The 25,498-nt window shown below is 63.2% G+C and carries 23 protein-coding genes and 2 pseudogenes; 15 read left to right on the top strand and 10 right to left on the bottom strand.

Annotation, left to right across the window (positions count from 1 at the left end; translation table 11 throughout):
- Positions 1-13: 13 nt before the first annotated feature.
- The 4 genes from ACZ5KU_RS27335 to dksA form a co-directional block, all read right to left on the bottom strand.
- Positions 14-2,968, bottom strand: coding sequence for a sensor histidine kinase (locus ACZ5KU_RS27335; protein WP_162491334.1), 2,955 nt, complete (start codon positions 2,966-2,968; stop codon positions 14-16).
- Complete coding sequence (locus ACZ5KU_RS27330; protein ID WP_003176118.1) at positions 2,952-3,128, bottom strand: hypothetical protein; 177 nt, start codon at positions 3,126-3,128, stop codon at positions 2,952-2,954. The genes ACZ5KU_RS27335 and ACZ5KU_RS27330 overlap by 17 nt, the downstream gene beginning before the upstream one ends.
- A gap of 76 nt (positions 3,129-3,204) precedes the next feature.
- Entirely contained in the window at positions 3,205-4,104 is a 900-nt protein-coding gene (gluQRS, locus tag ACZ5KU_RS27325) for a tRNA glutamyl-Q(34) synthetase GluQRS (protein WP_054058237.1), read from the bottom strand.
- Positions 4,105-4,200: 96 nt separating this feature from the next.
- Positions 4,201-4,644: an RNA polymerase-binding protein DksA gene (gene dksA, locus ACZ5KU_RS27320; RefSeq protein ID WP_017904154.1), complete on the bottom strand. Its 444-nt coding sequence runs from the start codon at positions 4,642-4,644 to the stop codon at positions 4,201-4,203.
- Between the two features lie 309 nt (positions 4,645-4,953).
- Here dksA and ACZ5KU_RS27315 point away from each other — a divergent pair, with 309 nt between their 5' ends.
- Positions 4,954-6,126, top strand: coding sequence for a pyridoxal phosphate-dependent aminotransferase (locus tag ACZ5KU_RS27315; RefSeq protein ID WP_054058236.1), 1,173 nt, complete (start codon positions 4,954-4,956; stop codon positions 6,124-6,126).
- The gene (gene sfsA / locus ACZ5KU_RS27310; RefSeq protein ID WP_054058235.1) at positions 6,126-6,833 is read left to right on the top strand and encodes a DNA/RNA nuclease SfsA; all 708 of its coding nucleotides are present in this window, start codon (positions 6,126-6,128) and stop codon (positions 6,831-6,833) included. Before ACZ5KU_RS27315 ends, sfsA begins: the two co-directional genes overlap by 1 nt.
- Here the strand turns inward: sfsA and ACZ5KU_RS27305 are convergent.
- Positions 6,830-7,147: a Rieske (2Fe-2S) protein gene (locus ACZ5KU_RS27305; protein WP_054058234.1), complete on the bottom strand. Its 318-nt coding sequence runs from the start codon at positions 7,145-7,147 to the stop codon at positions 6,830-6,832. The two genes, sfsA and ACZ5KU_RS27305, sit on opposite strands and share 4 nt — an antisense overlap.
- 213 nt (positions 7,148-7,360) lie before the next feature.
- Between ACZ5KU_RS27305 and ACZ5KU_RS27300 the strand changes: the two genes are divergently transcribed.
- From ACZ5KU_RS27300 to deoC, 4 genes are all read left to right on the top strand, one after another.
- Positions 7,361-8,236 carry a heme/hemin ABC transporter substrate-binding protein gene (locus ACZ5KU_RS27300; protein ID WP_054058233.1) on the top strand — a complete coding sequence of 292 codons (876 nt, stop codon included), beginning with the start codon at positions 7,361-7,363 and terminating at the stop codon, positions 8,234-8,236.
- A gap of 50 nt (positions 8,237-8,286) precedes the next feature.
- Positions 8,287-9,270 (top strand): FecCD family ABC transporter permease, encoded by a 984-nt coding sequence (locus ACZ5KU_RS27295; protein ID WP_416773566.1) that lies wholly within the window; start codon positions 8,287-8,289, stop codon positions 9,268-9,270.
- Positions 9,270-10,037 (top strand): heme ABC transporter ATP-binding protein, encoded by a 768-nt coding sequence (locus ACZ5KU_RS27290; protein WP_464736508.1) that lies wholly within the window; start codon positions 9,270-9,272, stop codon positions 10,035-10,037. The genes ACZ5KU_RS27295 and ACZ5KU_RS27290 overlap by 1 nt, the downstream gene beginning before the upstream one ends.
- Before the next feature lie 207 nt (positions 10,038-10,244).
- Positions 10,245-11,024, top strand: a complete 780-nt coding sequence (deoC, locus tag ACZ5KU_RS27285; protein ID WP_054062478.1) for a deoxyribose-phosphate aldolase — start codon at positions 10,245-10,247, stop codon at positions 11,022-11,024.
- Positions 11,025-11,234: 210 nt separating this feature from the next.
- Here the strand turns inward: deoC and ACZ5KU_RS27280 are convergent, their stop codons facing one another.
- The 4 genes from ACZ5KU_RS27280 to ACZ5KU_RS27265 all read right to left on the bottom strand — a co-directional run bounded on the left by ACZ5KU_RS27280 (position 11,235) and on the right by ACZ5KU_RS27265 (position 14,549).
- Positions 11,235-12,035: a Crp/Fnr family transcriptional regulator gene (locus tag ACZ5KU_RS27280; RefSeq protein ID WP_054058230.1), complete on the bottom strand. Its 801-nt coding sequence runs from the start codon at positions 12,033-12,035 to the stop codon at positions 11,235-11,237.
- Between the two features lie 15 nt (positions 12,036-12,050).
- Positions 12,051-12,323: a TfoX/Sxy family protein gene (locus ACZ5KU_RS27275; RefSeq protein WP_010444127.1), complete on the bottom strand. Its 273-nt coding sequence runs from the start codon at positions 12,321-12,323 to the stop codon at positions 12,051-12,053.
- 234 nt (positions 12,324-12,557) lie between these two features.
- On the bottom strand, positions 12,558-12,902 hold the full coding sequence (locus ACZ5KU_RS27270; RefSeq protein ID WP_017904163.1) for a pentapeptide repeat-containing protein: 345 nt from the start codon (positions 12,900-12,902) through the stop codon (positions 12,558-12,560).
- Between the two features lie 90 nt (positions 12,903-12,992).
- Positions 12,993-14,549: a bifunctional aminoglycoside phosphotransferase/ATP-binding protein gene (locus tag ACZ5KU_RS27265; protein ID WP_464736507.1), complete on the bottom strand. Its 1,557-nt coding sequence runs from the start codon at positions 14,547-14,549 to the stop codon at positions 12,993-12,995.
- A gap of 115 nt (positions 14,550-14,664) precedes the next feature.
- Here ACZ5KU_RS27265 and mrcB point away from each other — a divergent pair.
- From mrcB to ACZ5KU_RS27250, 3 genes and pseudogenes are all read left to right on the top strand, one after another.
- Positions 14,665-16,988: pseudogene (gene mrcB / locus ACZ5KU_RS27260) on the top strand (penicillin-binding protein 1B).
- Positions 16,989-17,004: 16 nt separating this feature from the next.
- A pseudogene (locus tag ACZ5KU_RS27255) lies at positions 17,005-17,753 on the top strand (tetratricopeptide repeat protein).
- Positions 17,753-18,082, top strand: a complete 330-nt coding sequence (locus ACZ5KU_RS27250) for a YqcC family protein (protein ID WP_054058226.1) — start codon at positions 17,753-17,755, stop codon at positions 18,080-18,082. Before ACZ5KU_RS27255 ends, ACZ5KU_RS27250 begins: the two are co-directional and overlap by 1 nt.
- Before the next feature lie 126 nt (positions 18,083-18,208).
- Here the strand turns inward: ACZ5KU_RS27250 and ACZ5KU_RS27245 are convergent, their stop codons facing one another.
- Positions 18,209-18,640, bottom strand: a complete 432-nt coding sequence (locus tag ACZ5KU_RS27245; protein WP_416770592.1) for a DUF4124 domain-containing protein — start codon at positions 18,638-18,640, stop codon at positions 18,209-18,211.
- A gap of 402 nt (positions 18,641-19,042) precedes the next feature.
- Here ACZ5KU_RS27245 and ACZ5KU_RS27240 point away from each other — a divergent pair, with 402 nt between their 5' ends.
- From ACZ5KU_RS27240 to msrQ, 6 genes are all read left to right on the top strand, one after another.
- Positions 19,043-20,767, top strand: coding sequence for an acetolactate synthase 3 large subunit (locus tag ACZ5KU_RS27240; protein ID WP_464736506.1), 1,725 nt, complete (start codon positions 19,043-19,045; stop codon positions 20,765-20,767).
- A gap of 1 nt (position 20,768) precedes the next feature.
- Positions 20,769-21,260 carry an acetolactate synthase small subunit gene (gene ilvN, locus ACZ5KU_RS27235; RefSeq protein ID WP_010444113.1) on the top strand — a complete coding sequence of 164 codons (492 nt, stop codon included), beginning with the start codon at positions 20,769-20,771 and terminating at the stop codon, positions 21,258-21,260.
- Between the two features lie 52 nt (positions 21,261-21,312).
- Positions 21,313-22,329 (top strand): ketol-acid reductoisomerase, encoded by a 1,017-nt coding sequence (ilvC, locus tag ACZ5KU_RS27230; RefSeq protein WP_017903922.1) that lies wholly within the window; start codon positions 21,313-21,315, stop codon positions 22,327-22,329.
- Between the two features lie 145 nt (positions 22,330-22,474).
- Complete coding sequence (pssA, locus tag ACZ5KU_RS27225; RefSeq protein WP_054058223.1) at positions 22,475-23,332, top strand: CDP-diacylglycerol--serine O-phosphatidyltransferase; 858 nt, start codon at positions 22,475-22,477, stop codon at positions 23,330-23,332.
- Between the two features lie 63 nt (positions 23,333-23,395).
- Complete coding sequence (gene msrP, locus ACZ5KU_RS27220) at positions 23,396-24,409, top strand: protein-methionine-sulfoxide reductase catalytic subunit MsrP (protein WP_054058222.1); 1,014 nt, start codon at positions 23,396-23,398, stop codon at positions 24,407-24,409.
- Positions 24,409-25,020, top strand: a complete 612-nt coding sequence (gene msrQ, locus ACZ5KU_RS27215) for a protein-methionine-sulfoxide reductase heme-binding subunit MsrQ (RefSeq protein ID WP_464736505.1) — start codon at positions 24,409-24,411, stop codon at positions 25,018-25,020. The genes msrP and msrQ overlap by 1 nt, the downstream gene beginning before the upstream one ends.
- Positions 25,021-25,498: the final 478 nt, after the last annotated feature.

Here is a 25,498-nt window from a genome sequence, read left to right as displayed (position 1 = left end):
TCTCTCGACGGTCTCAGTTCACAGCGGACGTCGCTTCGACATGACGGGGCAGGGTTATCCGGATACGGGTGCCACGTTGGCTTTCGGTGTCAGCCGGGCTGTCGATGGTGATTTGTCCATAATGCTCTTCAACGATGGAATAGACCAGTGCAAGGCCCAGTCCGGTACCTTCGCCAGGATCCTTGGTGGTGAAGAAGGGTTCGAACAATCGGTCCATGATGTTCTTCGGAATACCACTGCCTTCATCTTCGACGATCAGATCGACGGTATGTTCGAAGGCCTCGCTCTTGACCCGTACCGCGCTGCCGGCGGGCGACGCGTCACGGGCGTTGGACAGCAGGTTGATCAGCACTTGCGCCAGGCGCTGCGGGTCGCCCTCGACGTAATGGTCCGGGTCGCAGAGGTTGAAGAACTGTACTTCGAAATTGCGCCGGTTCAGGGCCAGCAGACCAATGGCATCCTGCGCGACCTCGGCCAGGCACACCGCTTCGTCGTTGTGCTGGTGGCTGCCGGCATGGGCGAAGCTCATCAGCGACTGGACGATGCGCGATACGCGCTTGGTCTGTTCGAGGATCTGCCCGCTGATTTCGGTGATCTCGCCATCTTCCTCGCGCTCCTCGCGCAGGTTCTGCGCCAGGCAGGCGATACCGGTGATCGGGTTGCCGATTTCATGGGCGACCCCGGCCGCCAGGCGGCCGATGCTCGCCAGGCGCTCGGAGTGCACCAGCTTGTCCTCGAGCATCTGCGTTTCGGTCAGGTCCTCGACCAGCAGCACCAGCCCGCTGTTGCCGGGGGCCAGCGGTTCGTCGATCGCCGCCTTGTGCAGGTTCAGCCAGCGGGTCTGGCCGTCGAGGGCCAGGCGCTGCTTGTGCAGGTGTTCGTCCGGCAGGTCGATAAAACCTTGTAATAATTCTCGCCACGGTTCACCCAGGGTCGGCAGACGCGAGCCGACCACCCGTTGCGCGGCGACGCCGGTCAGTTCTTCCATGGCCCTGTTCCACATGAGGATTTCCTGGTCCTTGGCCAGCGAGCAGACGCCCATCGGCAGTTCCTGCAGGGTCTGGCGGTGGTAGCGGCGCAGGGCATCGAGTTCGGCGGCGAGGCCGGTCAGGCGCGAGTGGTAATCCTCGAGGCGGCTCTCGATGAAGTGGATATCCTCGGTCACGTAGCTTTCGCCGCCGGCCTTGTAGGGCAGGAAGGTCTCGACCATGTCCTGGGCCACGCTCGGCCCCATCAGGCCGGAGAGGTTGGCCTCGATGCGGTCGCGCAGGCGGCGCAGGGCGTAGGGGCGGCGTTCGTCGAAGGGCAGGTAGAGATCACGCAGGGCCTGCTCGACTTCCTTCTGCGCAGCCTTGGCCCCCAGCGGCTTGGCCAGTTGCGTGGCGAACTCCTGGGGCGAGGCGGCATGCAGTTCGCGGCGTTGCGGGCGGCGGACGTTGTCGACCGCGCAGGCCTCGGCGGCACTGGCTTCCTCGGCGCTGGCGTTGCTGAACAGGGAGACCAGGGTGAACATCAGCACGTTGGCCGCCAGCGAGGCAATGGCCGCCATATGCCAACTGGTGTCGTCCAGCACGTAGATCATGTTCAGCAATGGAATATAGAAACCCTGCAGATTGCCGATCAACGGCAACATCATGGTCACCACCCACACCAGCACCCCGGCCAGCAGGCCGGCGATGAAGCCGCGGCGATTGGCGGTCGGCCAGTACAGCACCGAGAGCACGCCGGGCAGGAACTGCAGGGTGGCGACGAAGGCGACGATGCCCAGGTTGGCCAGGTCCTGCTCGGCGCCCAGCAGCAGGTAGAAGCCGTAGCCGGCCATGATGATCGCGACGATCAGGGCACGGCGGGTCCACTTCAGCCAGCGGTAGATATTGCCTTCGGCCGGTGGCTGGTAGAGCGGCAGCACCAGGTGGTTGAGGGCCATGCCGGAGAGGGCCAGGGTGGTGACGATGATCAGCCCGGTGGCCGCCGAGAGTCCGCCGACATAGGCCAGCAGGGCCAGGGCCGGGTTGTTGGCGGCGATGCCGATGCCGAGGGTGAAGTATTCCGGGTTGGTGGTGGCGCCGAGCTTCAGGCCGGCCCAGAGAATCAGCGGCACCGCCAGGCTCATCAGCAGCAGGAACAGCGGCAGGCCCCAACTGGCGCTGACCAGCGAGCGCGGGTTGAGGTTCTCGGTGAAGGCCATGTGATACATGTGCGGCATGACGATGGCTGAGGCGAAGAACACCAGCAGCAGGGTGCGCCAGGGGCCTTCCTGCAGCGGCGTGTGCAGGGCGGCGAGGGCGGTCTGGTTCTGCAGCAGCCACAGCTCCAGTTGCTGCGGGCCGTCGAATACGCCATAGAGGGCGTAGAGGCCGACCCCGCCGATGGCCACCAGCTTGATCACCGACTCGAAGGCGATCGCGAACACCAGGCCCTGGTGTTTTTCCCGGGTGGCGATGTGCCGCGAGCCGAAGAAGATGGTGAACAGCGTGACCAGTGCGCAGAAGCTCAGGGCCACGCGGTGCTGCACCGGCTCGCGGGTGAGGATGCCGATGGAGTCGGCCACCGCCTGGATCTGCAGGGCCAGCAGCGGCAAGACGCCGACCAGCATGAACACTGTGGTCAGCGCCCCGGCCCAGGTGCTGCGAAAGCGAAAGGCAAACAGGTCGGCCAGCGAGGACAACTGGTAGGTGCGGGTAATCTTCAGGATCGGGTAGAGCAGCACCGGCGCCAGCAGGAACGCGCCGGAGACGCCGAGGTAGCTGGAGAGGAAGCCGTAGCCGTACTGGTAGGCCAGGCCCACCGTGCCATAGAACGCCCAGGCACTGGCGTAGACGCCCAGCGACAGGGTGTAGGTCAGCGGGTGGCGAATGATCGAGCGCGGGATCACGCCCCGTTCACTGATCCAGGCCACGCCGAACAGCGCCAGCAGGTACGCGGCGCTGACCAGCAACATCTGGGTCAGGCTAAAGCTCATCGGCATCTTTTTGGCTCTGCAGGATGAAGGTCACGACGATCAGGATCAGCCAGAGCAGGTAAGGCCGATACCAGGCGCCTGTCGCGTCGATCCACCAATCCATGATCGCTGGCGAGAACAGGTAGATCCCGACGACCAGGAGCAGGACCAAACGATAGATGTACATCCTGGCCTCTCTTTTTTGTGACGTGCCCGAAAACGTGCGGCGATGGTAACGGATGGGCGCCAACCTGCAAGGGGCGTCAGTGCAATTGCGCCTCGGCCAGGGTCGCGACCCTGGGAATCAGTGTGGCATCCCAATGGCCAATTCCCCAGTCGAGCACTTCCCGCGGGGTGGCCTGTTGCAGTTCGGCCGGTGGTTGCTGGCCCAGGGTGCGCAGGGCACGCAGCAGCAAGGGGGTGGCCTGGTCGCCGGTCAGCGGCGGTGAACGGTAGGACTTGCCGAGCTTGTTGCCATTGGGCTGGATGATCAGCGGCACATGCAGGTAGCGCGGTTGCGGCAACCCGAGCAGTTCCTGCAGGTAGAGCTGGCGCGGCGTCGAGTCGAGCAGGTCGGCACCGCGCACGATATCGGTGACACCCTGCCAGGCGTCGTCGAGGACCACCGCCAGTTGGTAGGCGTAGAGGCCGTCGCGGCGGCGGATCACGAAGTCGCCGGCCTCGCGGCCCAGGTGCTGGCGGAACTCGCCCTGGACCCGGTCCTGGAAGCTGTAGCCGAGTTCCGGGACCCGCAGGCGGATGGCGGCGTTCTCGCGGGCATGGCCGAGGTTGCGGCACAGGCCCGGGTAGATGCCGTGGTAGGCCTCCAGTTCCCTGCGCGAGCAGGTGCAGGCGTAGGCCAGGCCCTGGCTGAACAGGCGTTCGAGCACCTGGGCGTAGGCGTCATGGCGCTCGCTCTGGCGGATCAGTTCGCCGTCCCACTCGAAACCGTAGCGCTCCAGGGCTTCGAGAATCGCCGCCTGGGCACCGGGCTCTTCCCGCGGAGGGTCGAGGTCTTCCATGCGCAGCAGCCAGCGGCCGCCGACCGCGCGGGCGTCCAGGTAGGAGGCCAGCGCCGCGACCAGCGAGCCGAAGTGCAGGTGCCCACTGGGCGTCGGGGCGAAGCGCCCGATGTAGGCGGGAGAAGCGGTAAGGGCAGTCATGACGGGCAGGGTACTGGAGAGTCCGCGGGTGGTGCCAGTAGACGCAGAAACGAAAACGGAGCGTTCGCACGCTCCGTTCGTTCAGTCCGGCGACGTTTACTTGCCGACCTGTTTTTCCTTGATTTCTGCAAGGGTCTTGCAGTCGACGCACATGTCGGCGGTCGGACGGGCTTCCAGACGGCGGATACCGATCTCGACGCCACAGGATTCGCACCAGCCGTACTCTTCGTCCTCGATGAGCTGCAGGGTCTTGTCGATCTTCTTGATCAGTTTGCGTTCGCGGTCGCGGGCGCGCAGTTCGAGGCTGAATTCCTCTTCCTGGCTGGCTCGGTCGGCGGGATCAGGAAAGTTGGCTGCTTCATCTTTCATGTGATCAACGGTGCGGTCGACTTCCTGCATCAGGTCCTGCTTCCACTTCTGCAGGATCTTGGTGAAGTGCTTGCGCATGGGCTCACCCATGTACTCCTCGCCCTGGCTTTCAACGTAGGGTTCGAAGCCGCTGATCGACTGGATGTTTTGCTGCTTTGCTTGGGTGGGCATGTAATGGACCGCCTCTACTCTTCTAATCCATTGCGCAGGATTGAAACGTTACCGACACCTGCCGGCCCTGCGGCTGCAAGCGGGCGAACTTACCAGATCAAATCGGGGCGCGCTACTCCCGGTTGTCGAGCCTGGCGGGAAGGGATCACTGATCATTCATTTTAGTCAATCCTGGCCATGATGTCGGAATGCTTCGTTACCGGTATTCATGGACTTCGGCGATCTTTTAAAGGTTCCCGGCGGGCTGCGCTCGGGTAAGATCAGGCTTTGCCCAAAGCGATTTTGCCCACCCGAATGCAAGGAAGGCCAATGGCTCAGCTCTACAGTGCGCGCAGTCGCGCGATCGAACCGTTCCACGTGATGGCCCTGCTGGCGCGCGCCAACGAGCTGCAGGCCGCCGGGCACGACGTGATCCATCTGGAAATCGGTGAGCCGGATTTCACCACCGCCGAGCCGATCATCCGGGCCGGCCAGGCGGCCCTGGCGGCGGGCAAGACCAGCTACACCGCCGCCCGCGGCCTGCCGCAACTGCGCGAGGCGATCGCCGGGTTCTACCGGCAGCGCTACGGCCTGGACATCGATCCGCAGCGCATCCTGGTCACTCCCGGCGGCTCCGGGGCGCTGCTGCTGGCCAGCAGCCTGCTGGTCGACCCGGGCAAGCACTGGCTGCTGGCCGATCCGGGTTACCCGTGCAATCGCCACTTCCTGCGCCTGGTGGAAGGTGCCGCCCAGTTGGTGCCGGTGGGGCCGGATGTCCGCTACCAGCTGACCGCCGAACTGGTGGACCGGCACTGGAACCCTGACAGCGTCGGCGCCCTGGTCGCTTCCCCGGCGAACCCGACCGGAACCCTGCTGAGCCGTGACGAGTTGGCGGGGCTGTCGAAAGCGGTCACGGCCCATGGCGGTCACCTGGTGGTCGACGAGATCTACCATGGGCTGACCTATGGCTGCGACGCCGCCAGCGTGCTGGAAGTCGACGACGGTGCCTTTGTCCTGAATAGCTTTTCCAAATATTTCGGCATGACCGGTTGGCGCCTGGGTTGGCTGGTGGCGCCGCCGCAAGCCGTGGCCGAGTTGGAGAAACTGGCCCAGAACCTCTACATCAGCGCTCCGAGCATGGCCCAGCATGCTGCCCTGGCGTGTTTCGAACCGCAGACCCTGAGCATTCTCGAGGAGCGTCGGGCCGAGTTCGCCCGTCGCCGGGACTTCCTCCTGCCGGCGTTGCGCGAGTTGGGTTTCGGCATCGCGGTGGAGCCTGAAGGGGCGTTCTACCTCTACGCGGATGTCAGCGCGTTCGGCGGTGATGCCTTCGCGTTCTGCAAACATTTCCTGGAGACCGAGCACGTGGCGTTCACCCCGGGCCTGGATTTCGGTCATCACCTGGCCAGCCGGCATGTGCGGTTCGCCTACACCCAGAGCCTGCCGCGCCTGCAGGAAGCGGTGGAGCGGATTGCCCGTGGCCTGCGGAGCTGGCAAGGCTGATGCGTTTTTCTCCTGCACTCGAAGAGGGGCGGCTGATCAGGCGCTACAAGCGCTTCCTGGCGGACATCGAGACCGTCAGCGGTGAATTGCTGACCATCCACTGCCCGAACACCGGCTCAATGCTCAATTGCATGGTCGAAGGTGGGCTGGTCTGGTTCAGCCGCTCCAACGATCCGAGGCGCAAGCTGCCCGGCACCTGGGAAATCGGCGAGACGCCCCAGGGCCGGCTGGCGTGCATCAACACCGCGCGGGCCAATCCGTTGATCGAGGAGGCCCTGCGTGCCGGGCTGATCAGCGAGCTTGCCGGCTTCACCGGGTTGAAGCGCGAGGTCGCCTACGGCCAGGAAAACAGCCGGATCGATTTTCGCCTGGACTATCCGGCGGGGCCGGCGTTCGTCGAGGTGAAAAGCGTCACCCTCGGGTTTGACGACAGCGCGGTGGCGGCGTTTCCGGATGCGGTGACCCAGCGCGGGGCCAAGCACCTGCGTGAATTGGCCACCCTGGCGCGCGAGGGCGTGCGGGCGGTGCAACTGTACTGCGTGAACCTGACGGGGATCGAGGCGGTGCGTCCGGCCCGGGAAATCGACCCGGCCTACGCCCAGGCACTGCGGGAGGCGGTGGCGGCGGGCGTCGAGGTGCTTGCCTATGGGGTCAGCCTCAGTGCCGAGGAAATCCGCGTGGATCGGCGCCTGCCGGTGCTGTTCTAGGCGCGGACCCAGACGCCCTCGGCGTCTTCCCGGCAGTCCAGCGCCGTCAGCGATTGCCCGGTGCAGGGCCCGGCCACGCATTCGCCGCTTTCGATCAGGAACAGGGCGCCGTGGGTGGCGCACTGGATCAGGCTGGCGCTGGCATCCAGAAACTGGTCGGGCTGCCACTCCAGGGCAATGCCGCGATGCGGGCAGCGATTGCGATAGACATACACCCGACCGTCACGACGCACGGCCAGCAATGCGCTGCCGTCCAGCTCGAAGCCGCGGCTGCTATTGTTGGCGAGGGTGTCTGAAGCGCAGAGAAATTTCATCCCGATCCTTTCATCGATCTTTTGCAAGCCGGTCTTGCCTTCATGGGAGAAGGATAAGGCAATCGGTGGTATGGGGAGAAACCTGTGACAAGAGATGTTCCGGGTTGACGGTCAAATGCAAATAATTATCAAATAGATGTTTGCCTGAGGGGCGTCTGCTGCCTTTCTTCCTTTGGGCCTGTCGCTCGATCACCTTTCCAAGGATGTCTGTCCATGCGCCTGAGTTCACGTCTGATTGCACTGGGAGCCGCGCTATCGCTCAGCCATGCGGCGCTGGCGGATGAGGTGCCGCAACGCTGGGTCAGCGCCGGCGGCGCGTTGTCGGAGTGGGTCAGTGCGCTGGGCGGGCAGGCGCGGCTGGTTGGCGTCGACACCACCAGCCAGCACCCCGAAACCCTCAAGGCGTTGCCGAGCATCGGTTATCAGCGGCAGTTGTCGGCCGAAGGCATCCTGAGCCTGCGCCCGCAGATTCTGATCGGCACCGAGGAGATGGGGCCGCCACCCGTGCTGGCGCAGGTCCGCGGAGCCGGGGTACAGGTGGAACTGTTCTCTGCCGAGCCGGACTTGCCGACCCTGCAAGGCAATCTGCAACACCTGGGCCGGTTGCTGGGCGATGAGGATCGGGCCGCAGAGCTGTTTCAGGGCTTCCGACAACAGCTCGACCGGCAGCAGGCCCGGCTCAGGGAGGTCCAGGCCCGGCAGCCGGCGCCAGGAGTGTTGCTGCTGATCGGCAACGCCGGTGGCAAGCCGCTGGTCGCCGGCAAGGGCACCGCCGCCGAGTGGCTGTTGACCCAGGCGGGTGGGCATAACCTGGCGAGCCACACTGGCTACAAGCCGTTTTCGGTCGAAGCCCTGGCCGGATTGAATCCCGAGGTGCTGGTATTCGCCGATCGCAGCCTGACCGGTGAGGCTGCCCGCCAGGCGCTGCTGAAGGAAAACCCGATTCTGGCCTCGACCCGGGCGGCCAGGTCCGGCCGGCTCTTTGAGCTCGACCCGACCCTGCTGGTGGGTGGTCTCGGTCCGCGGTTGCCCGAGTCGCTGAAAAAACTGACCACTGAGCTCTACGCAAAGGCCCCGGCCACGCCATGACCGCGCCGGTCAAACCCCGCGCCCTGTTCATCGGCCTGGGCCTGCTGTGTCTGCTGGCAACCTGGTTGTCGCTGGCATTGGGGCCGGTCAGTCTGCCGCTGGCCGATATCCTGCGTGCGGCATTGCGCCTGCTGGGCCTGCCGTTGCCGGCCGAGGGGCTGGAGCAGGCGGAACTGATCCTCGGGCAGATCCGCCTGCCGCGGACCTTGCTGGGGCTGGCGGTGGGTGGGGTGCTGGCGCTGTCCGGTGTCGCCATGCAGGGCTTGTTCCGCAACCCGTTGGCTGACCCGGGGCTGGTGGGCGTTTCCAGCGGTGCGGCGCTCGGTGCGGCGATTGCGATTGTCGGCGGGGCGGCATTCGGTGGAGTGCCGGAGGTGATGGGGCCCTATCTGTTGTCGCTCTGCGCTTTCCTCGGCGGGCTCGCGGTGACGGCGCTGGTCTATCGGCTGGGACGGCGCAACGGCCAGACCAGCGTGGCGATCATGTTGCTGGCGGGGATTGCCCTGACCGCCCTGGCCAGCTCGGCGGTCGGGCTCTTTACCTACCTGGCCGACGATGCGACCTTGCGTACCCTGACCTTCTGGAACCTGGGCAGCCTCAATGGCGCCAGCTACGCACGCTTGTGGCCGCTGCTGCTGGTCACCGCAGGCGTGGCGCTGTGGTTGCCGCGTCGGGCCAGGGCGCTGAATGCGCTGCTGCTCGGCGAGTCGGAGGCCGGCCACCTGGGCATCGATGTCGAAGGGCTCAAGCGCGAATTGGTACTGTGCACGGCCCTGGGCGTTGGGGCGGCGGTGGCGGCTGCCGGCATGATCGGCTTCATCGGCCTGGTGGTGCCGCACCTGGTCCGGCTGCTGGCGGGCCCGGATCACCGGGTGCTGTTGCCGGCATCGATGCTGGCGGGAGGCTGCCTGCTGTTGTTCGCCGATCTGGTGGCACGTCTGGCGCTGGCGCCGGCGGAACTGCCGATCGGCATCGTCACGGCATTCCTGGGCGCGCCATTCTTTCTGTATCTGCTGTTGCGGGGGCGGGCCTGATGCTGCGCGCGCAGAAGCTGACGGTCTGTCGCGGCGTGAAGACCGTGCTGGCCGACATCGATCTTGAGCTCAAGCCCGGTGAGCTGCTGGGCGTGCTCGGCCCGAACGGCGCCGGCAAGAGCACCTTGCTCGGCGCCTTCTGCGGCGAACTGGCACCGAGCCAGGGGCGTGTCTGGCTCGGTGGGCAGCCCCTGGCCCACTGGCAGGGCACGCAGCGGGCACAGCGCCTGGCGGTGCTGCCGCAGACCTCGACCCTCGATTTCGCCTTTCGCGTCGAAGAGGTGGTCGGCATGGGGCGCCTGCCACACCAGACCGGGCAGGTGCGCGATCGGGAAATCGTCAGCGAGGCCCTGCAAGCCGCCGACGCCACTCACCTGGCCGGGCGCAGCTACCTGGCGTTGTCCGGTGGCGAACGTCAGCGGATACACCTGGCCCGTGTGCTGGCGCAACTCTGGCCGGGGCACAGCGGCCAGACGCTGCTGCTTGACGAGCCCACCTCGATGCTCGATCCACTGCACCAGCACACCACCCTGCAGGCGATTCGCGAGTTCGCCGACCGCGGTGCCGCAGTGCTGATCATCCTGCACGATCTCAACCTGGCGGCACGCTACTGCGATCGCCTGCTATTGCTGGAACAGGGCTGCCCCCGCGCCTTGGCAAGCCCGGCAGAGGTGCTGCAGGCCGACATGCTCAAGACGGTGTTCGGCCTGGAGGTGCTGGTGTTGCCTCATCCCGAGCGCGGGCACCCATTGATCGTCGCCCGTTGAGCGGCGCGCATCGCCGCGTCATGTAGGTCGCTTCGCAAATGCTGTCGACATGAGTCGACAGGCTTATTTTTGTGGGACCGACACCTGGGTGGGCAAAGATTTTTCCTGTTCTTGTGTAGTCAGGGTCCTTGTCTTTGGCTCTCCATGATTTCCGCCGAATGAGTCCTTTATTGTGTCCGGGAGGTGTGATCGGATGTGGGAGCAAACATGAAGCAGATTAATCAGACGGATCGGCAGTTGGCGCACCAGGCCCTGGGTCTGCTCGACCTGACCTCGTTGAGCAATGACGACGATGCCGAGCGAATCGTTTCGCTGTGTCAGCGGGCCATGACGCCGTTCGGGCCGGTGGCCGCGGTGTGTGTCTTTCCACGCTTCGTCGCCCTGGCGCGCAAGACGCTCGATGGCCTGGGCGCGCCGGGAATTCGGGTGGCCACGGTGGTCAATTTCCCCTATGGCGGGCCGAACGTGGCCTCGGCCGTCTCGGAGACGGAAGCGGTGCTCAGGGCCGGCGCGAACGAGGTGGACCTGGTTTATCCCTATCGTTCGCTGCTGATGGGCGACACGCAGACGGGGCTGACCATGGTGTCGGCCTGCCGTGACCTGTGCACTGGCCGGGCCAGGCTCAAGGTGATCCTGGAAACCGGTGAGTTGCGCGACCCGCAGATGATTCGTCAGGCCAGCCAGGATGCGATTGCCGCCGGTGCCGATTTTCTCAAGACCAGTACCGGCAAGGTGCTGGTCAACGCGACCGAACAGGCGGTGCGGATCATGCTCGAGGCGATTGCCGAGCGTGGTGGGCTGGTGGGCCTGAAAGCGGCGGGCGGTATTCGCACGCTGGCCGATGCCCGTACCTACATCGAACTGGCCAGGAGTCGCTTCGGCGCGGGCTGGGTCGACGCCGATCATCTGCGTCTGGGGGCTTCGGGGCTGCTGGACGAACTGCTGGCGCACCTGGAGTGGTCGGCGGAGCCTTCGGGCAGCGACTGAGCAGGGGCTTGTTCCAGACAAAAAAAGACCCGGCAAAAAGCCGGGTCAATAACCGTGATTAGCCTGATGAGGAGATAATCTGAAGAGTCCGAACCAAGGGCCTTTCAGAAAATCCAACCGATCTCGCGATCAGTTGTGATAATCATAACGATTCTCATTTCTAAGTCAACAGCTTTTTTTCGACCGTCCGTCGCCGTGCCCTGGGCGGGCTCAACCGGACAGCCTGGCCGTGTTCAGGCGGGTGACTTCCCGGTTCAGCAGGTCGATGCGGCGCGCCATGCTCTGGATCAGGCTGTGGGCAATGCGCGGGTTGCTCTGGGTCAGGCTGAGGAACTGGTCCTTGGGAATCAGCATGACCGAGCAGGCCTGGCTGGCGATCACCGTGGCGCTGCGTTTCTCGCCGGTGAACACCGCCATGGCGCCGAAAATCTCATCCTTGGGCACATCGCCGACCTTGTGGCCGTCGACAAAGGCCTCGGCGTGCCCCTCGATAATAATGAAGACGTGATCGGCATCGTCGCCCTGGCGGATCAGCACCTCGCCGGCCGCTACCTGCTGGAAGCCGTTGCTGCTGCGAAATTCCGGCTGCTTGAGGCGGGTGACGGCATCCGACAGCAGGGCGGTGTGCCCCACCAGGTAGCGCAGCAGCATTTCGCTGCGGGTTTCGTCGGCATGGATATGCTGGAACACCTCGCGCCGCCGGTAGGGCAGCAGGCGCAGCGGACCATCGCTGCTCAGCAGGCAGCGTGGCCAGTCGATGCCCTGGCGCAAGCCCACCAGGTCGCCTTCATGCAGGTAGAACAGAGGGCGTTCGTCGACCCTGGCATGCACCAGGCCGCTTTCGATCAGGTAGAGCCGGTCGTCGGCCAACTGCGCGGAGAGGTCGGCAGTCTCCTCCAGTTCGACGGCCTCGTCACAGGGAGACAAGCCCTCCAGTAGCCGAGCGGGAATGCTCTGCAGCCGATTGATCAATTCATCGGCGTACGCCGGTTGCTCCCCGAGTAGATACATGACAAACCTGCACAATCAATTTTTATGGCGTGACGATATCGCTTCCAGTTGTTTATTCAAGGCCTCTTTACGTTCCAGCGGGATGTCGTTCCAGTGAATGTCCATCAAGGCGCCCTCGATGGCGTACAACAGCACTTTCGAGGCTCTGAATCCCCGGGTTCTGACTGCGCGATAGGCGTCCACTGCCCCTAGCCGCCGCAAGTCCGATGCGCTGTGGATGCCCACCGCGTGCAGCCATTGCGCCGACGTCTTGCCCAGGTTTTTCAGATGTTGCAGTTCATCGTTCATCAAGCCTCCTTGCGATGGCCGAACGCTGCGTTGACGAGAGTAGGCAAGCCTGAAAAGAGTGTAGCGGTCAGTAGGAAAAGCGTGGTTCGTTGGTCGGTTTGGGCGCAAAAGCTTCTAAGGGCCAGTGCGAAACCGCCCTGGTCAGGCGGGGGCCGGGAAGGGATAAGCGATACCTGCCGCTGTCCGGGGCATCGACTGGCGCCGGACTCGACGAGTGTGATGTTGCCGGACGGATTATTCCGGTTCGTAGCGCATCCGCGTGCCGAACTGGACCGACATCAGGATTTCCGCAGCCTTCAGTTGGGGAGGGAAGTAGGCGCCGGAGATCTGTGCGTGGGCCACGCTGGCACCTTCGAGCCGGGAGTTCTGGAAGTCCACCCCGCGCAGGTCGGCAGAACGGAAGTAGGCGTTGGTGAAGTCGATCCCGTCGGCATTCAGTTCGCGCAGGTCGAGACCGCGGAAATCACCACCGCGCATGTCGATCGGGCCGTCCTTGGGACGGGCCTTGTTGAAGCCGGCAATATCATCTTTGTGCAGCAGGGCATACAAGGCAGAGTCGAGAAGCTTGGGCTGGCTCATGGGGCGTCTCCCGTTGGATTTATGACGCCAGTATAATGCCACTATGTTTCAGCCGTGAAGCGAATGCGGCTTCACGGCTGAATATAGTTTCTACAGATTAGGCAAACGCAGGCGAATTTGCGCGATCAGTGTGTCGAGACTGCCACTTTCATTGGTCTGGACACGCTTGGTGTGGAGAATTTCATCGGCACCCAGTGCTTCGCGGGAAGCCTGTTGCGCGGCGATGACTTCCAGGGTCGCATCGGATGGGTCGATGGCGTCGGCCTGGCGTTGTGCCAGCCAGCTTTCGATGACGGCCTGGGGGGCGTCGCAATCGATGATCAGGCACGGCGCCCCGGTGGCCTCGGCCACCTTGGCGGCGGCGTCGCGCTGGTTGCGCTTGAGGTAGGTGGCGTCGATCACCACCGGGAAGCCGGCACGCAGGATGATGTCGGCGATCTCGTGCAGGCGCTGGTAGGTCTGCGCGCTGGCGTCCTGGCTGTAAATGCCGGCGCCGACGTCCTGGCTGCCCTGCTGGAGGCCGAACAGGCGCTTGCGTTCGACGTCCGAGCGCAGGCGTACCGCGCCCAACGCCTCGACCAGGCGCATGGCGACGTGGCTCTTGCCGACTGCCGAGACGCCGTGGGTGATCGCCAGGAAGCGCGATGGAATGGTGCTGTAGCTTTCCGCCAGGTTGGCGTAGTTGCGGTACTGGCGCAGGGTGGTCGCGCGCTGCACGGCGGTGGCTTCGGGCGACAGGCTGAACAGCGCGACCTTGGCCCGCACCAGGGCCCGATAGGCCTTGTAGAAGTTCAGCACTTCCAGGCCCTGGTAATCGCCGGTCAGTTCCAGGTACTGGCTGATGAAGCGTCGGGCCAGACTCTTGAGGCCGCGGTCTTCCAGGTCCATGGCCAGGAACGCGGTGTCGGCATAGACGTCGGTGAAGCGGAACGGCTCGTTGAACTCGATGCAGTCGAAGATCACCACCTTGCCGTCGATCACGGTGGCGTTGCCCAGGTGGATATCGCCGTGGCACTCGCGGATGAAGCCTTCGGCCTTGCGCTGGGTGAACAGCGGCTTGAGGCGCTCGAAGCTGGATTCGGCCCAGGCTTGCAGCGCATCGAGCTGCTGCAGGTCGGCCTTGTCCTGGAGGAAGGGGCGAATCTGCTCGAAGTTCTGGCGGACAGGGTCCATGACCGCTTCCGGCGTGCCCTGGTAGTGCTCCTGGGGAACGTGCGGGGCGTTCAGGTGGAACTGCGCGATCTGCTGGGCCATCTCGTCGATATGCCGGGTGGTCAGCTCACCGTTGGCCTGCAGGGTGCTGAGCAACTGGCTCTGGGGGAACTGACGCATTTTCAGCACGTATTCGATAGCCGGGCCGTCGCCGCCCAGTTGTGGCGCCTCGGCGCTGCCGGTGATCGGCAGGACTTCCAGGTACAGATCGTCGGTTAGGCGCTGGTTCAGGCGCAGTTCTTCATTGCAGAAGTGGCCGCGGGCGGACAGTTCGGTGAAGTCGAGGAAGCCGAAGTTCATCGGCTTCTTGATCTTGTAGGCGTAGGAGCCGGTGAGCAGCACCCAGGAGATATGGGTTTCGATGAGCTGGAACCCTTCTACCGGATGCGGGTAGAGGGCCGGGTTTTGCAGGGCGGCGATCAGGGACTGGCTCACGAGCGATCCTTCAGAGGTCAGAAATTCAAGGGCGTCATTATGGCCGCTAAGGTGGGGAGTGCAAACCGCCGGGTGTACATGTTGATCATGAATAAAGTGCGTATAATCCGCGCCCATGACTCGTACCCGATCCCCTCGTTCCAAACCCAAACCTCCGTCCGGTGGCCTTCGTCCCTGGCTCGGCTGGGCGCTCAAGCTCAGCCTGGTCGGTCTCGTGGTGCTGGCCGGCTTTGCCGTCTACCTCGATGCCGTGGTGCAGGAGAAGTTCTCCGGCAAGCGCTGGACCATTCCGGCCAAGGTCTATGCCCGGCCGCTGGAGCTGTTCGTCGGCCAGAAGCTGAGCAAGGAAGACTTCCTGACCGAGCTCGATGCCCTGGGCTACCGCCGTGAGTCGGTGGTCAATGGCCCCGGCGCGGCGTCCGTCAATGGCAACACGGTCGACCTCAACACCCGTGGCTTCCAGTTCTACGAAGGAATGGAGGCTGCCCAGCCGGTACGGGTGCGCTTCTCCGGCGACTATGTGGCGGAGCTGGCCGGGCTCAACGGCGCGAAACTCTCGGTGGTGCGCCTGGAGCCGCTGCTGATCGGCGGCCTGTACCCGAAAAACCTCGAAGACCGGATTCTGATCAAGCTCGACCAGGTGCCGCCCTACCTGCTCGATACCCTGGTCACCGTGGAAGACCGCGATTTCTATCACCACTTCGGGGTTTCGCCGAAGTCGATCGCCCGGGCGGTCTGGGTCAACACTTCCTCCGGGCAGATGCGCCAGGGCGGCAGTACCCTGACCCAGCAGTTGGTGAAGAACTTCTTCCTGACCAACGAACGCAGCCTGAGCCGCAAGCTCACCGAGGCCATGATGTCCCTGCTGCTGGAGATGCACTACAGCAAGCAGGAAATTCTCGAGGCCTACCTCAACGAGGTCTTCATCGGCCAGGACGGCCAGCGCGCGGTGCACGGTTTCGGCCTGGCCAGCCAGTTCTTCTTCAGCCAGCCGCTGGCCGAGCTGAAACTGCACCAGGTGGCATTGCTGGTGGGGATGGTCAAGGGCCCTTCCTATTACAACCCGCGGCGTTATCCGGACCGGGCACTGGAGCGGCGTAACCTGGTGCTCGACCTGCTGGCCCAGCAGGGCGTGGTGACCACCGAGCAGGCCGAGGCGGCGAAGAAGATGCCGCTGGGTGTGACCAAGCGCGGCAGCCTGGCCGACAGCTCGTTCCCCGGCTTCCTTGACCTGGTCAAGCGCCAGTTGCGCGAAGACTACCGTGACGAAGACTTGACCGAGGAAGGGCTGCGGATCTTCACCAGCTTCGACCCGATCCTGCAGATGAAGGCCGAGGCGTCGGTCAATGACACCTTCAAGCGCCTGGGGGCCCGCAAGGGCGCCGAGGATGTGGAAGCGGCCATGGTGGTGACCAACCCGGAAACCGGTGAGGTCCAGGCCATGATCGGCAGCCGCCAGCCCGGTTTCGCCGGTTTCAACCGTGCCCTGGATGCCGTGCGCAACATCGGCTCGCTGATCAAGCCGGCGGTCTACCTGACGGCGCTGGAGAAACCGAGCCAGTACACCCTGACCAGTTGGCTGTCGGACGAGGCGTTCTCGGTGAAAGGCGCGGACGGGCAGGTCTGGAAACCGCAGAACTTCGATCGCCGCTCCCATGGCACGATTTTCCTGTACCAGGGGCTGGCGCACTCCTACAACCTGTCGACGGCGCGCCTCGGCCTGGAAGTCGGGGTGCCGAACGTGCTCAAGACGGTTGCCCGACTCGGCATTACCCGCGAATTCCCGGCCTATCCGTCGATTCTGCTGGGGGCCGGCGGCATGACGCCGATGGAAGTGGCGACCATGTACCAGACCCTCGCCAACGGCGGTTTCAATACGCCGATGCGCGGTATCCGCAGCGTCCTGACGGCTGAGGGCGAACCGCTCAAGCGTTATCCGTTCCAGGTCCAGCAGCGTTTCGACCCGGGCTCGATCTACCTGATCCAGGCGGCGATGCAGCGGGTGATGCGCGAGGGGACCGGGGCCAGTGCCTATAACGTCCTGCCCGGACCCTGACCCTGGCGGGCAAGTCCGGTACCAGTAACGACTCCCGGGACAGCTGGTTCGCCGGGTTCAGCCAGGACCTGCTGGCCGTGGTCTGGCTGGGGCGCGACGACAACGGCAAGACGCCGTTCACCGGTGCCACCGGCGCGCTGCAGGTGTGGACCAGTTTCATGAAGAAATCCGATCCGCTGCCGCTGGACATGCCGCAACCGGATAACATTGTTCAGGCCTGGATCGATCCACATACCGGGCAGGGCTCCGATGCCAATTGCCCCGGTGCGGTACAGATGCCGTATATTCGCGGCAGCGAGCCGGCACCCGGTGCGGCTTGCGGTGGCTCGGCGCCCGCGCCGGCCAGCGAAGTGATGGATTGGGTCAAGGGCTGGTTGAATTAAGCGAAGAGGGTTTGCAGTGAACAAATGGTGGTTTCCAGCTTTTACAGCTCTGGCTTTGCTTGGCGGTTGCTCGAGCGTGCCCCATGGTTCGATCCCGGTCGTCGACTCCGGGACAGCCGTCTCCAACAATGACCGGATTTCGGCCAACGGCGGCTTCCGCCAGACCACCATCCGCCGTGCCGCGCCGAACCAGGCCCAGGCCCAGGCCGTTCCGCAGGACTCCGGCGTGGTGGTGATGGTTCCCGGGGTGGGGCGACGACGTCCGCGCCGATCAGCAGTGAGCCGTGGACGCCCGGTCCTTCCACCACCGGTCCGATCACGCCGGGCCCGGTGGACAGCACGCCGATCCAGACGTCGTCGATCAACCAGGGCGGCTACGGCCTGTCGCAACCGACCGGCATTCCATCCGGCAACAGCGGTGGCCTGTCGGCGGACGAACAACTGGATGGTCCGGTGCTGGCACTGCTGACCACGGCCCAACAGCAGCAGTCCGGCGGCGACCTGAACGGTGCGTCGTCGAGCCTGGAGCGCGCCCAGCGTGTGGCGCCGCGTGAGCCGCAAGTGCTGTATCGCCTGGCCCAGGTGCGCATGGCCCAGGGCGATGCGCCGCAGGCCGAGCAACTGGCACGGCGTGGCCTGGGGTTTGCCAACGGTCGTCCGGACCTGCAGGCCAGCCTCTGGGAACTGATCGCCCAGGCCCGGGAAAAGCAGGGTGACGCCGCCGGTGCCGCCCAGGCTCGCCAGAAGGCCAGGGTCAATCTCTGATGGATAGCCGCTTTCCGTTGATCGCCGACCAGTTGCTGCTGATCGAGCGTGAGCTGCGTGCCCAGGGGTGGTGGGACGAGGAGGCGCCGAGCGAGGAGGCGTTGTCCAGTGTCGAGCCGTTCAGTGTCGATACGCTGGAGTTCGAGCAGTGGCTGCAATGGATCTTCCTGCCGAGGATGAAGATCATCCTCGAAGAGGATCTGCCGCTGCCCAGCGCTTCGGGCATCCTGGCCATGGCCGAGATGGTCTACGGCCAGCGTCCGGGAGAGGGCGTGGAGTTGCAGGCATTGCTGGCGCAGTTCGATCGATTGATCGGCGAGTCCAGCTAGTTCGACCAGCGAGCACCTTCACGGATGAGTCCGGCTACCACAGGTGCTCGCGCCATGCATGAATCCTGCGAACGGCGCTGACACTGCGGGAGCAGGATCTGTCCGCGAAGAGGGCGCCACGAACCTTCAGGAGCAGTGATCCTCGATCACCTTGCGCGTCTCGATCAGGCGTGTCTGCCGTTCCTCATCGGTCAGCCGATGCAATTCCCCGTTCACTTCCTCCCGAACCCGCGGGTCGTTCAGTAGTTGCGCCAGGTTGGTCCTGGCCTTTTCGCAGAACACCTTGCGCGCCGCTTCCTGCTCGGCCACCTGCTTCCTGACCTTGGCATCCACGGCATTCTGGTCGCCCACCGGCCTGCTGGCCGGGACGTCGCCTCTGGTCGGCGAGGTCGGGTTGGGGCTGATCGCCGGGGTCACCACGGTCGCGGACTGCCCGGGAGGAGGAGTTGCGTCGAAATGGGTCACGCCCTGGGCGTCCACCCATTTGTAGATCGGAGCGGCCAGGCACAGCGGGCTCAGGGCAAACAGCAGGCTGGCCGTGAGAATGCTCGTACGCATCGGGTTTCCTTGTCAGGCAGTTCAATCAGCAAGCTAGCATATACCTTGTGTCAGGGTTTTCTGCTGCATTCTCATGCACTTGGTTCGAAGAAAGCGCATAGATGACTTGACTTGAGCGAGGCGAATCAGAACAATCCAAAGTCCGCTGTAGAGGGACTGCCAGAAGCAGACCCACTCGGCAGATCATGAGGCGCACATCCGCGCCGACCTGTTACACCCGCAACGCGTTACCTCGCGCTGGGTGGGAAACCCCCGCAACACTTGGGGCACTCCCAATACTTGCTCAGTCAGTGCTGACGTAGTCGGCGACCACCGTCGCTCATGCTCTGTCGAGAAGTAAACCTATTAAGACCCGTCTCCAGTGTCTGTGGACGGTATTCTGGCGTTTTAGAGGTGAACAACGTGGAGCTTTTATCTGGCGGTGAGATGCTCGTCCGCTTCTTGCGTGACGAAGGCGTCAAATATATCTACGGGTACCCGGGTGGTGCTCTTCTTCATGTCTACGATGCCCTGTTCAAGGAACCGGAAGTAACCCACATCCTGGTTCGTCACGAGCAGGCCGCTACCCATATGGCTGACGGCTACGCCCGTGCCACCGGCAAGGCCGGCGTGGTACTGGTGACTTCCGGTCCTGGCGCGACCAACGCCATCACCGGTATCGCCACGGCCTACATGGACTCCATTCCGATGGTGATCATCTCCGGTCAGGTGCCGAGCACCCTGGTCGGTACCGACGCGTTCCAGGAAACCGACATGATCGGTATCTCCCGGCCGATCGTGAAGCACAGTTTCATGGTCAAGCACGCCTCGGAAATCCCGGAGGTCATGAAGAAGGCGTTCTACCTGGCGCAATCCGGCCGTCCTGGTCCTGTCGTTGTCGATGTCCCGAAAGACATGACCAACCCGGCCGAGAAGTTCGAATACGTTTTTCCGAAGAAAGCCAAGCTGCGTTCCTACAGCCCGGCGGTCCGTGGTCATTCCGGCCAGATCCGCAAGGCTGCCGAAATGCTCCTGGCCGCCAAGCGTCCGGTGCTCTACTCCGGCGGTGGCGTGATCCTCGGCGGCGGTTCCGCACCGCTGACCGAACTGGCAAAGATGCTCAATCTGCCGGTGACCAACACGCTGATGGGCCTGGGTGGCTACCCTGGCACCGACCGTCAGTTCGTCGGCATGCTCGGCATGCACGGCAGCTACACCGCCAACCTGACCATGCACCACGCCGACGTGATCCTGGCCGTCGGTGCGCGTTTCGATGACCGTGTCATCAACGGCGCGCCGAAGTTCTGCCCGAACGCCAAGATCATCCACGTCGATATCGACCCGGCATCGATCTCCAAGACCATCAAGGCAGACGTGCCTATCGTGGGTCCTGTGGAGAGCGTGCTGACCGAAATGGTTGCAGCCCTCAAGGAAATCGGCGAGACCCCGAACAAGGAGTCGGTTGCCAGCTGGTGGAAGCAGATCGACGAGTGGCGCGGCGATCGCGGCCTGTTCCCTTACGACAAGGGCGACGGCAGCATCATCAAGCCTCAGACCGTGATCGAGACCCTGTGCGAAGTGACCAAGGGCGATGCCTTCGTCACCTCCGACGTGGGCCAGCACCAGATGTTCGCGGCGCAGTACTACAAGTTCAACAAGCCCAACCGCTGGATCAACTCCGGTGGCCTGGGCACCATGGGCTTCGGCTTCCCGGCGGCCATGGGCATCAAGTTGAACTTCCCGGATTCTGACGTCGCCTGTGTCACCGGCGAGGGCAGTATCCAGATGAACATCCAGGAACTGTCCACCTGCATGCAGTACGGCCTGCCGGTGAAGATCGTCAACCTGAACAACGGTGTGCTCGGCATGGTCCGCCAGTGGCAGGACATGAGCTACGGCAGCCGCCACTCGCACTCGTACATGGAATCGCTGCCTGACTTCGTCAAGCTGGTCGAGGCCTACGGTCACGTCGGTATCCGTATCACGGATCTGAAAGACCTGAAGCCGAAGATGGAAGAAGCGTTCGCCATGAAGGATCGCCTGGTGTTCCTCGACATCCAGGTCGATACCAGCGAGCACGTCTACCCGATGCAGATCAAAGACGGCTCCATGCGCGATATGTGGCTGAGCAAGACGGAGCGTACCTAACATGCGGCACATCATTTCCCTGCTTCTGGAAAACGAACCGGGTGCTCTGTCCCGTGTAGTCGGCCTGTTCTCGCAGCGCAACTACAACATCGAAAGCCTGACCGTGGCACCGACCGAAGACCCGACCCTGTCGCGTCTGACGCTGACCACCGTCGGGCATGACGAGATCATCGAGCAGATCACCAAGAACCTGAACAAGCTGGTCGAAGTGGTCAAACTGGTCGATCTGTCGGAAAGTGCTCATATCGAGCGCGAGCTGATGCTGGTCAAGGTCAAGGCCACCGGCGCCCAGCGCGCCGAGATCAAGCGCACCACCGATATCTATCGTGGGCAGATCGTCGATGTCAGCGCCAGCGTCTATACCGTGCAACTGACCGGTACGAGCGACAAGCTGGACAGCTTCATCCAGGCGATCGGGACGGCCTCGATTCTGGAAACCGTACGCAGTGGCGTCACCGGGATTGCCCGTGGCGACAAAGTACTGAGCATCTGATTTCAATCAATTTAGCGAATGGCCTGATGGCCTGGATATATAGGGGTATTTCATGAAAGTTTTCTACGATAAAGACTGCGACCTGTCGATCATCCAGGGCAAGAAAGTCGCCATCATCGGTTACGGTTCCCAGGGCCACGCGCAAGCCTGCAACCTGAAAGACTCCGGCGTCGACGTGACCGTCGGCCTGCGTAAAGGCTCGGCCACCGTTGCCAAGGCCGAGGCCCATGGCCTGAAAGTGGCTGACGTTGCCACCGCCGTTGCCGCGGCCGATCTGGTCATGATCCTGACCCCGGACGAGTTCCAGGGCCAGCTGTACAAGAACGAGATCGAGCCGAACATCAAGAAGGGCGCTACCCTGGCCTTCTCCCACGGCTTCTCGATCCACTACAACCAGGTCGTTCCACGTGCCGACCTGGACGTGATCATGATCGCGCCGAAGGCTCCAGGCCACACCGTACGTTCCGAGTTCGTCAAGGGCGGCGGTATCCCTGACCTGATCGCTATCTACCAGGACGCCTCGGGCAACGCCAAGAACGTCGCGCTGTCCTACGCTGCTGGCGTCGGTGGCGGCCGTACCGGCATCATCGAAACCACCTTCAAGGACGAGACCGAAACCGACCTGTTCGGTGAGCAGGCCGTTCTGTGCGGCGGTACCGTCGAGCTGGTCAAGGCCGGTTTCGAAACCCTGGTTGAAGCGGGCTACGCGCCGGAAATGGCTTACTTCGAGTGCCTGCACGAACTGAAGCTGATCGTTGACCTCATGTACGAAGGCGGTATCGCCAACATGAACTACTCGATCTCCAACAACGCCGAGTACGGCGAGTACGTGACCGGTCCGGAAGTCATCAACGCCGAATCCCGTCAGGCCATGCGCAACGCTCTGAAGCGCATCCAGGACGGCGAATACGCGAAGATGTTCATTTCCGAAGGTGCCACCGGCTACCCATCGATGACCGCCAAGCGTCGTAACAACGCCGCTCACGGCATCGAGATCATCGGCGAGCAACTGCGTTCGATGATGCCTTGGATCAGCGCCAACAAGATCGTCGACAAGACCAAGAACTAAGTTCGAGTCTGTCTGGAAAAACGCGGCCTAGGCCGCGTTTTTTCGTTTAGGGGGCGGCTTCTGGTATAAAGCTGCATCGTTTTGCCGCCGAACGCCGGTTGCGAACCCCTGTCGAATCACTTTTCACCGTTGCAAGGTACTGTCCATGAGCGAACGTCCCGAAGAGCCGAACCAGGCTCCTGACGCCGAAAGCCTGCTGCCGATCGATGAACATGTCGAAGAAGGGCATGACGCCGAAGGCCGTAAGGTCCGGCATCGTGGTATCTATCTGCTGCCTAACCTCTTTACCACCGCGAACCTGTTCGCCGGTTTCTACGCCATCATCAGTGCGATGAGTGCGCAAAGCGCCGCCAGTGCCGGCGATCCGGCCGGAGCGAGCAAGTATTTCGCGTTTTCCGCCATCGCGATCTTCGTTGCCATGGTGCTCGATGGCCTGGACGGGCGTGTGGCCCGGATGACCAATACCCAGAGCGCCTTCGGTGCCGAATATGACTCGCTGTCCGACATGGTCGCCTTTGGCGTCGCCCCGGCCCTGCTGGCCTTCGGCTGGGCGCTGGGGGACATGGGCAAGGTCGGCTGGATGGTGGCCTTCATTTATGTGGCGGGCGCGGCGTTGCGTCTGGCGCGCTTCAACACCCAGGTCGGCACGGCCGACAAGCGTTACTTCATCGGCCTGGCCAGCCCGGCGGCAGCCGGTGTGGTGGCCGGCACGGTCTGGGCGTTCAGCGACTACGGTATCCAGGGGTCGAAGATGTCGTTCCTGGTGGCGTTGCTGGTGGCGGCGGCTGGAATGCTGATGGTCAGCAACATCAAGTACAACAGTTTCAAGGAGCTGGATCTCAAGGGCCGCGTACCGTTCGTGGCGATCCTGGCCGTGGTGCTGGTGTTTGCCGTGGTCTTCAGCGACCCGCCACGCATCCTGTTGCTGATTTTCCTCGCCTATGCGGCGTCGGGGCCTATCCAGTACCTGCTGCATTTACGTCGGAACAACAACGGCAAGTGATGTAATTTCCTCCAGACTCCGTAGTCTATTGATGCATCTGTCATCCAATACTGCGGAGTCGCCATGCTGATCAAGCTTTCCAGAACCTCCGACTCCAGGGAGTCGGAGGTCACGCCTGAAGCACTCTATCTTTCCCGTCGCAGCCTGTTGGGTGGCTCCGTGGCTGCCTTGGCGCTCGCTGGCATGCCGGGTTGGGCCGGCGCCGAACAGATGGCGCCCTATGCCGATGTCGAGGCAGGCCATGCGCCGTCCTGGTTTGCCGGCAAGCTGCCGGATACCCGCTGGGGTGCGGTAACGGTCAAGGACGAAGCTATCACGCCGTACAAGGACGCGACGCACTACAACAACTTCTACGAGTTCGGCACCGACAAGGGCGACCCCGCGCAGAATGCCGGTTCGCTGAAGACCGAGCCGTGGTCGGTGGTGATCGATGGCGAGGTTGGCAAGCCTGGCCGCTATGCCCTCGAAGACTTCATGAAGCCCTATCAGTTGGAGGAGCGGATCTATCGGCTGCGCTGTGTCGAGGCCTGGTCGATGGTCATCCCGTGGATCGGTTTCCCGATCTCGGCCTTGCTCAGGCAGGTCGAGCCGACTTCGAAGGCCAGATACATCCGTTTTGAGACTCTGCAGGATCCGAAGAGCATGCCGGGGCAGCGCTCCGGGTTTGCCCTGATCGACTGGCCCTATGTGGAGGGGCTGCGCCTGGATGAGGCGATGAATCCGCTGGCGATCCTCGCGGTGGGCATGTATGGACGGGAACTGCCGAATCAGAACGGTGCGCCGTTGCGTCTGGTGGTGCCATGGAAATATGGCTTCAAGAGCGTCAAGTCCATCGTGCGCATCAGTCTGGTGGAGGAACAGCCGAAGACCACCTGGCAGAGTATCGCGGCGAATGAGTACGGCTTCTATGCCAACGTCAATCCGACAGTTGACCATCCGCGCTGGACTCAGGCCCGGGAGCGGCGCCTGCCCAGCGGACTGTTCAGCCCGAATGTGCGGGAGACGCAGATGTTCAATGGTTACTCGGAGGAGGTCGCCTCCTTGTATGCCGGCATGGATCTGCGGAAGAACTACTGATGCGATATCCGTTCTGGCGTTTGAGTGTGTTTGTCGCGGCAATGGTCTGGCCGTTGCTCTGGTTGTATCAGGCCTGGATCTTTGCCCTGGGGCCGGACCCGGGCAAGGTGCTGGTGGACCGGTTGGGATTGGGGGCGTTGATTCTGCTGCTGGTGACCCTGGGGATGACGCCATTGCAGAAGTTGAGTGGCTGGACGGGTTGGATAGCGGTGCGGCGGCAGTTGGGGTTGTGGTGTTTTGCTTATGGGGTGTTGCACCTGGCGGCCTACCTGGTTTTTGTGCTGGGGCTGGACTGGTCGCAATTGGGTGTGGAGTTGAGCAAGCGGCCCTACATCATTGTCGGGGCCCTGGGTTTTCTGGGGCTGCTGGTGCTTGCCGTTACGTCGAACCGCTATAGCCAGCGTCGGCTGGGCAAGGCGTGGAAGAAGTTGCACCGCCTGGCCTATGTGATCCTCGGGCTGGGATTGTTGCACATGTTGTGGATCGTCAGGGCGGATTTGAAGGAGTGGACGGTGTATGCCGTCATAGGTGCCTTGCTCCTGCTTTTGCGTATCCCGATGGTTGCACGGCGGATGCCGCGCCTCACCCCAAAAAACGCCGCCTCCCTCTAGGGCGCATACCCTCCAATCTGTAGGAGCCGGGCTTGCCCGCGAATACGCCCTCAAGCCTTGCGTCGCCAGGACAACCCTATTCGCGGGCAAGCCCGGCTCCTACAGGGATGGTGGGTGGTGCGGGTTGGGTGTTTTGGCCTTTATGACCGAAATCTGAAAATAACGGTTGACGCTCATTCCCAGGGGCCTATAATGCGCCCCACTTCCGGCGCAGTTCGAGCGGAAAACTCCTTGAGATTCAACGAGTTATCTTGTTTCAGGCGGCGCAGCTTCAAATCATCGAAGCACGGAAGAAGCTGTAAAAGAGGTGTTGACAGCAGCGTGTAACGCTGTAGAATTCGCCTCCCGCTAACGAGAGATCGGAAGCGCAAGTGGTTGAAGTTGAAGAAGAAATTCTGAAAGCTTCTGAAAATAATCACTTGACAGCAAATGAGGCTGCTGTAGAATGCGCGCCTCGGTTGAGCGAACAGCTCGCCAA

The organism is Pseudomonas sp. Tof1 (genome assembly GCF_055390395.1).
Note: the sequence above shows the minus strand (reverse complement) of the source record. Positions and strands in the feature narration are given on the sequence as shown.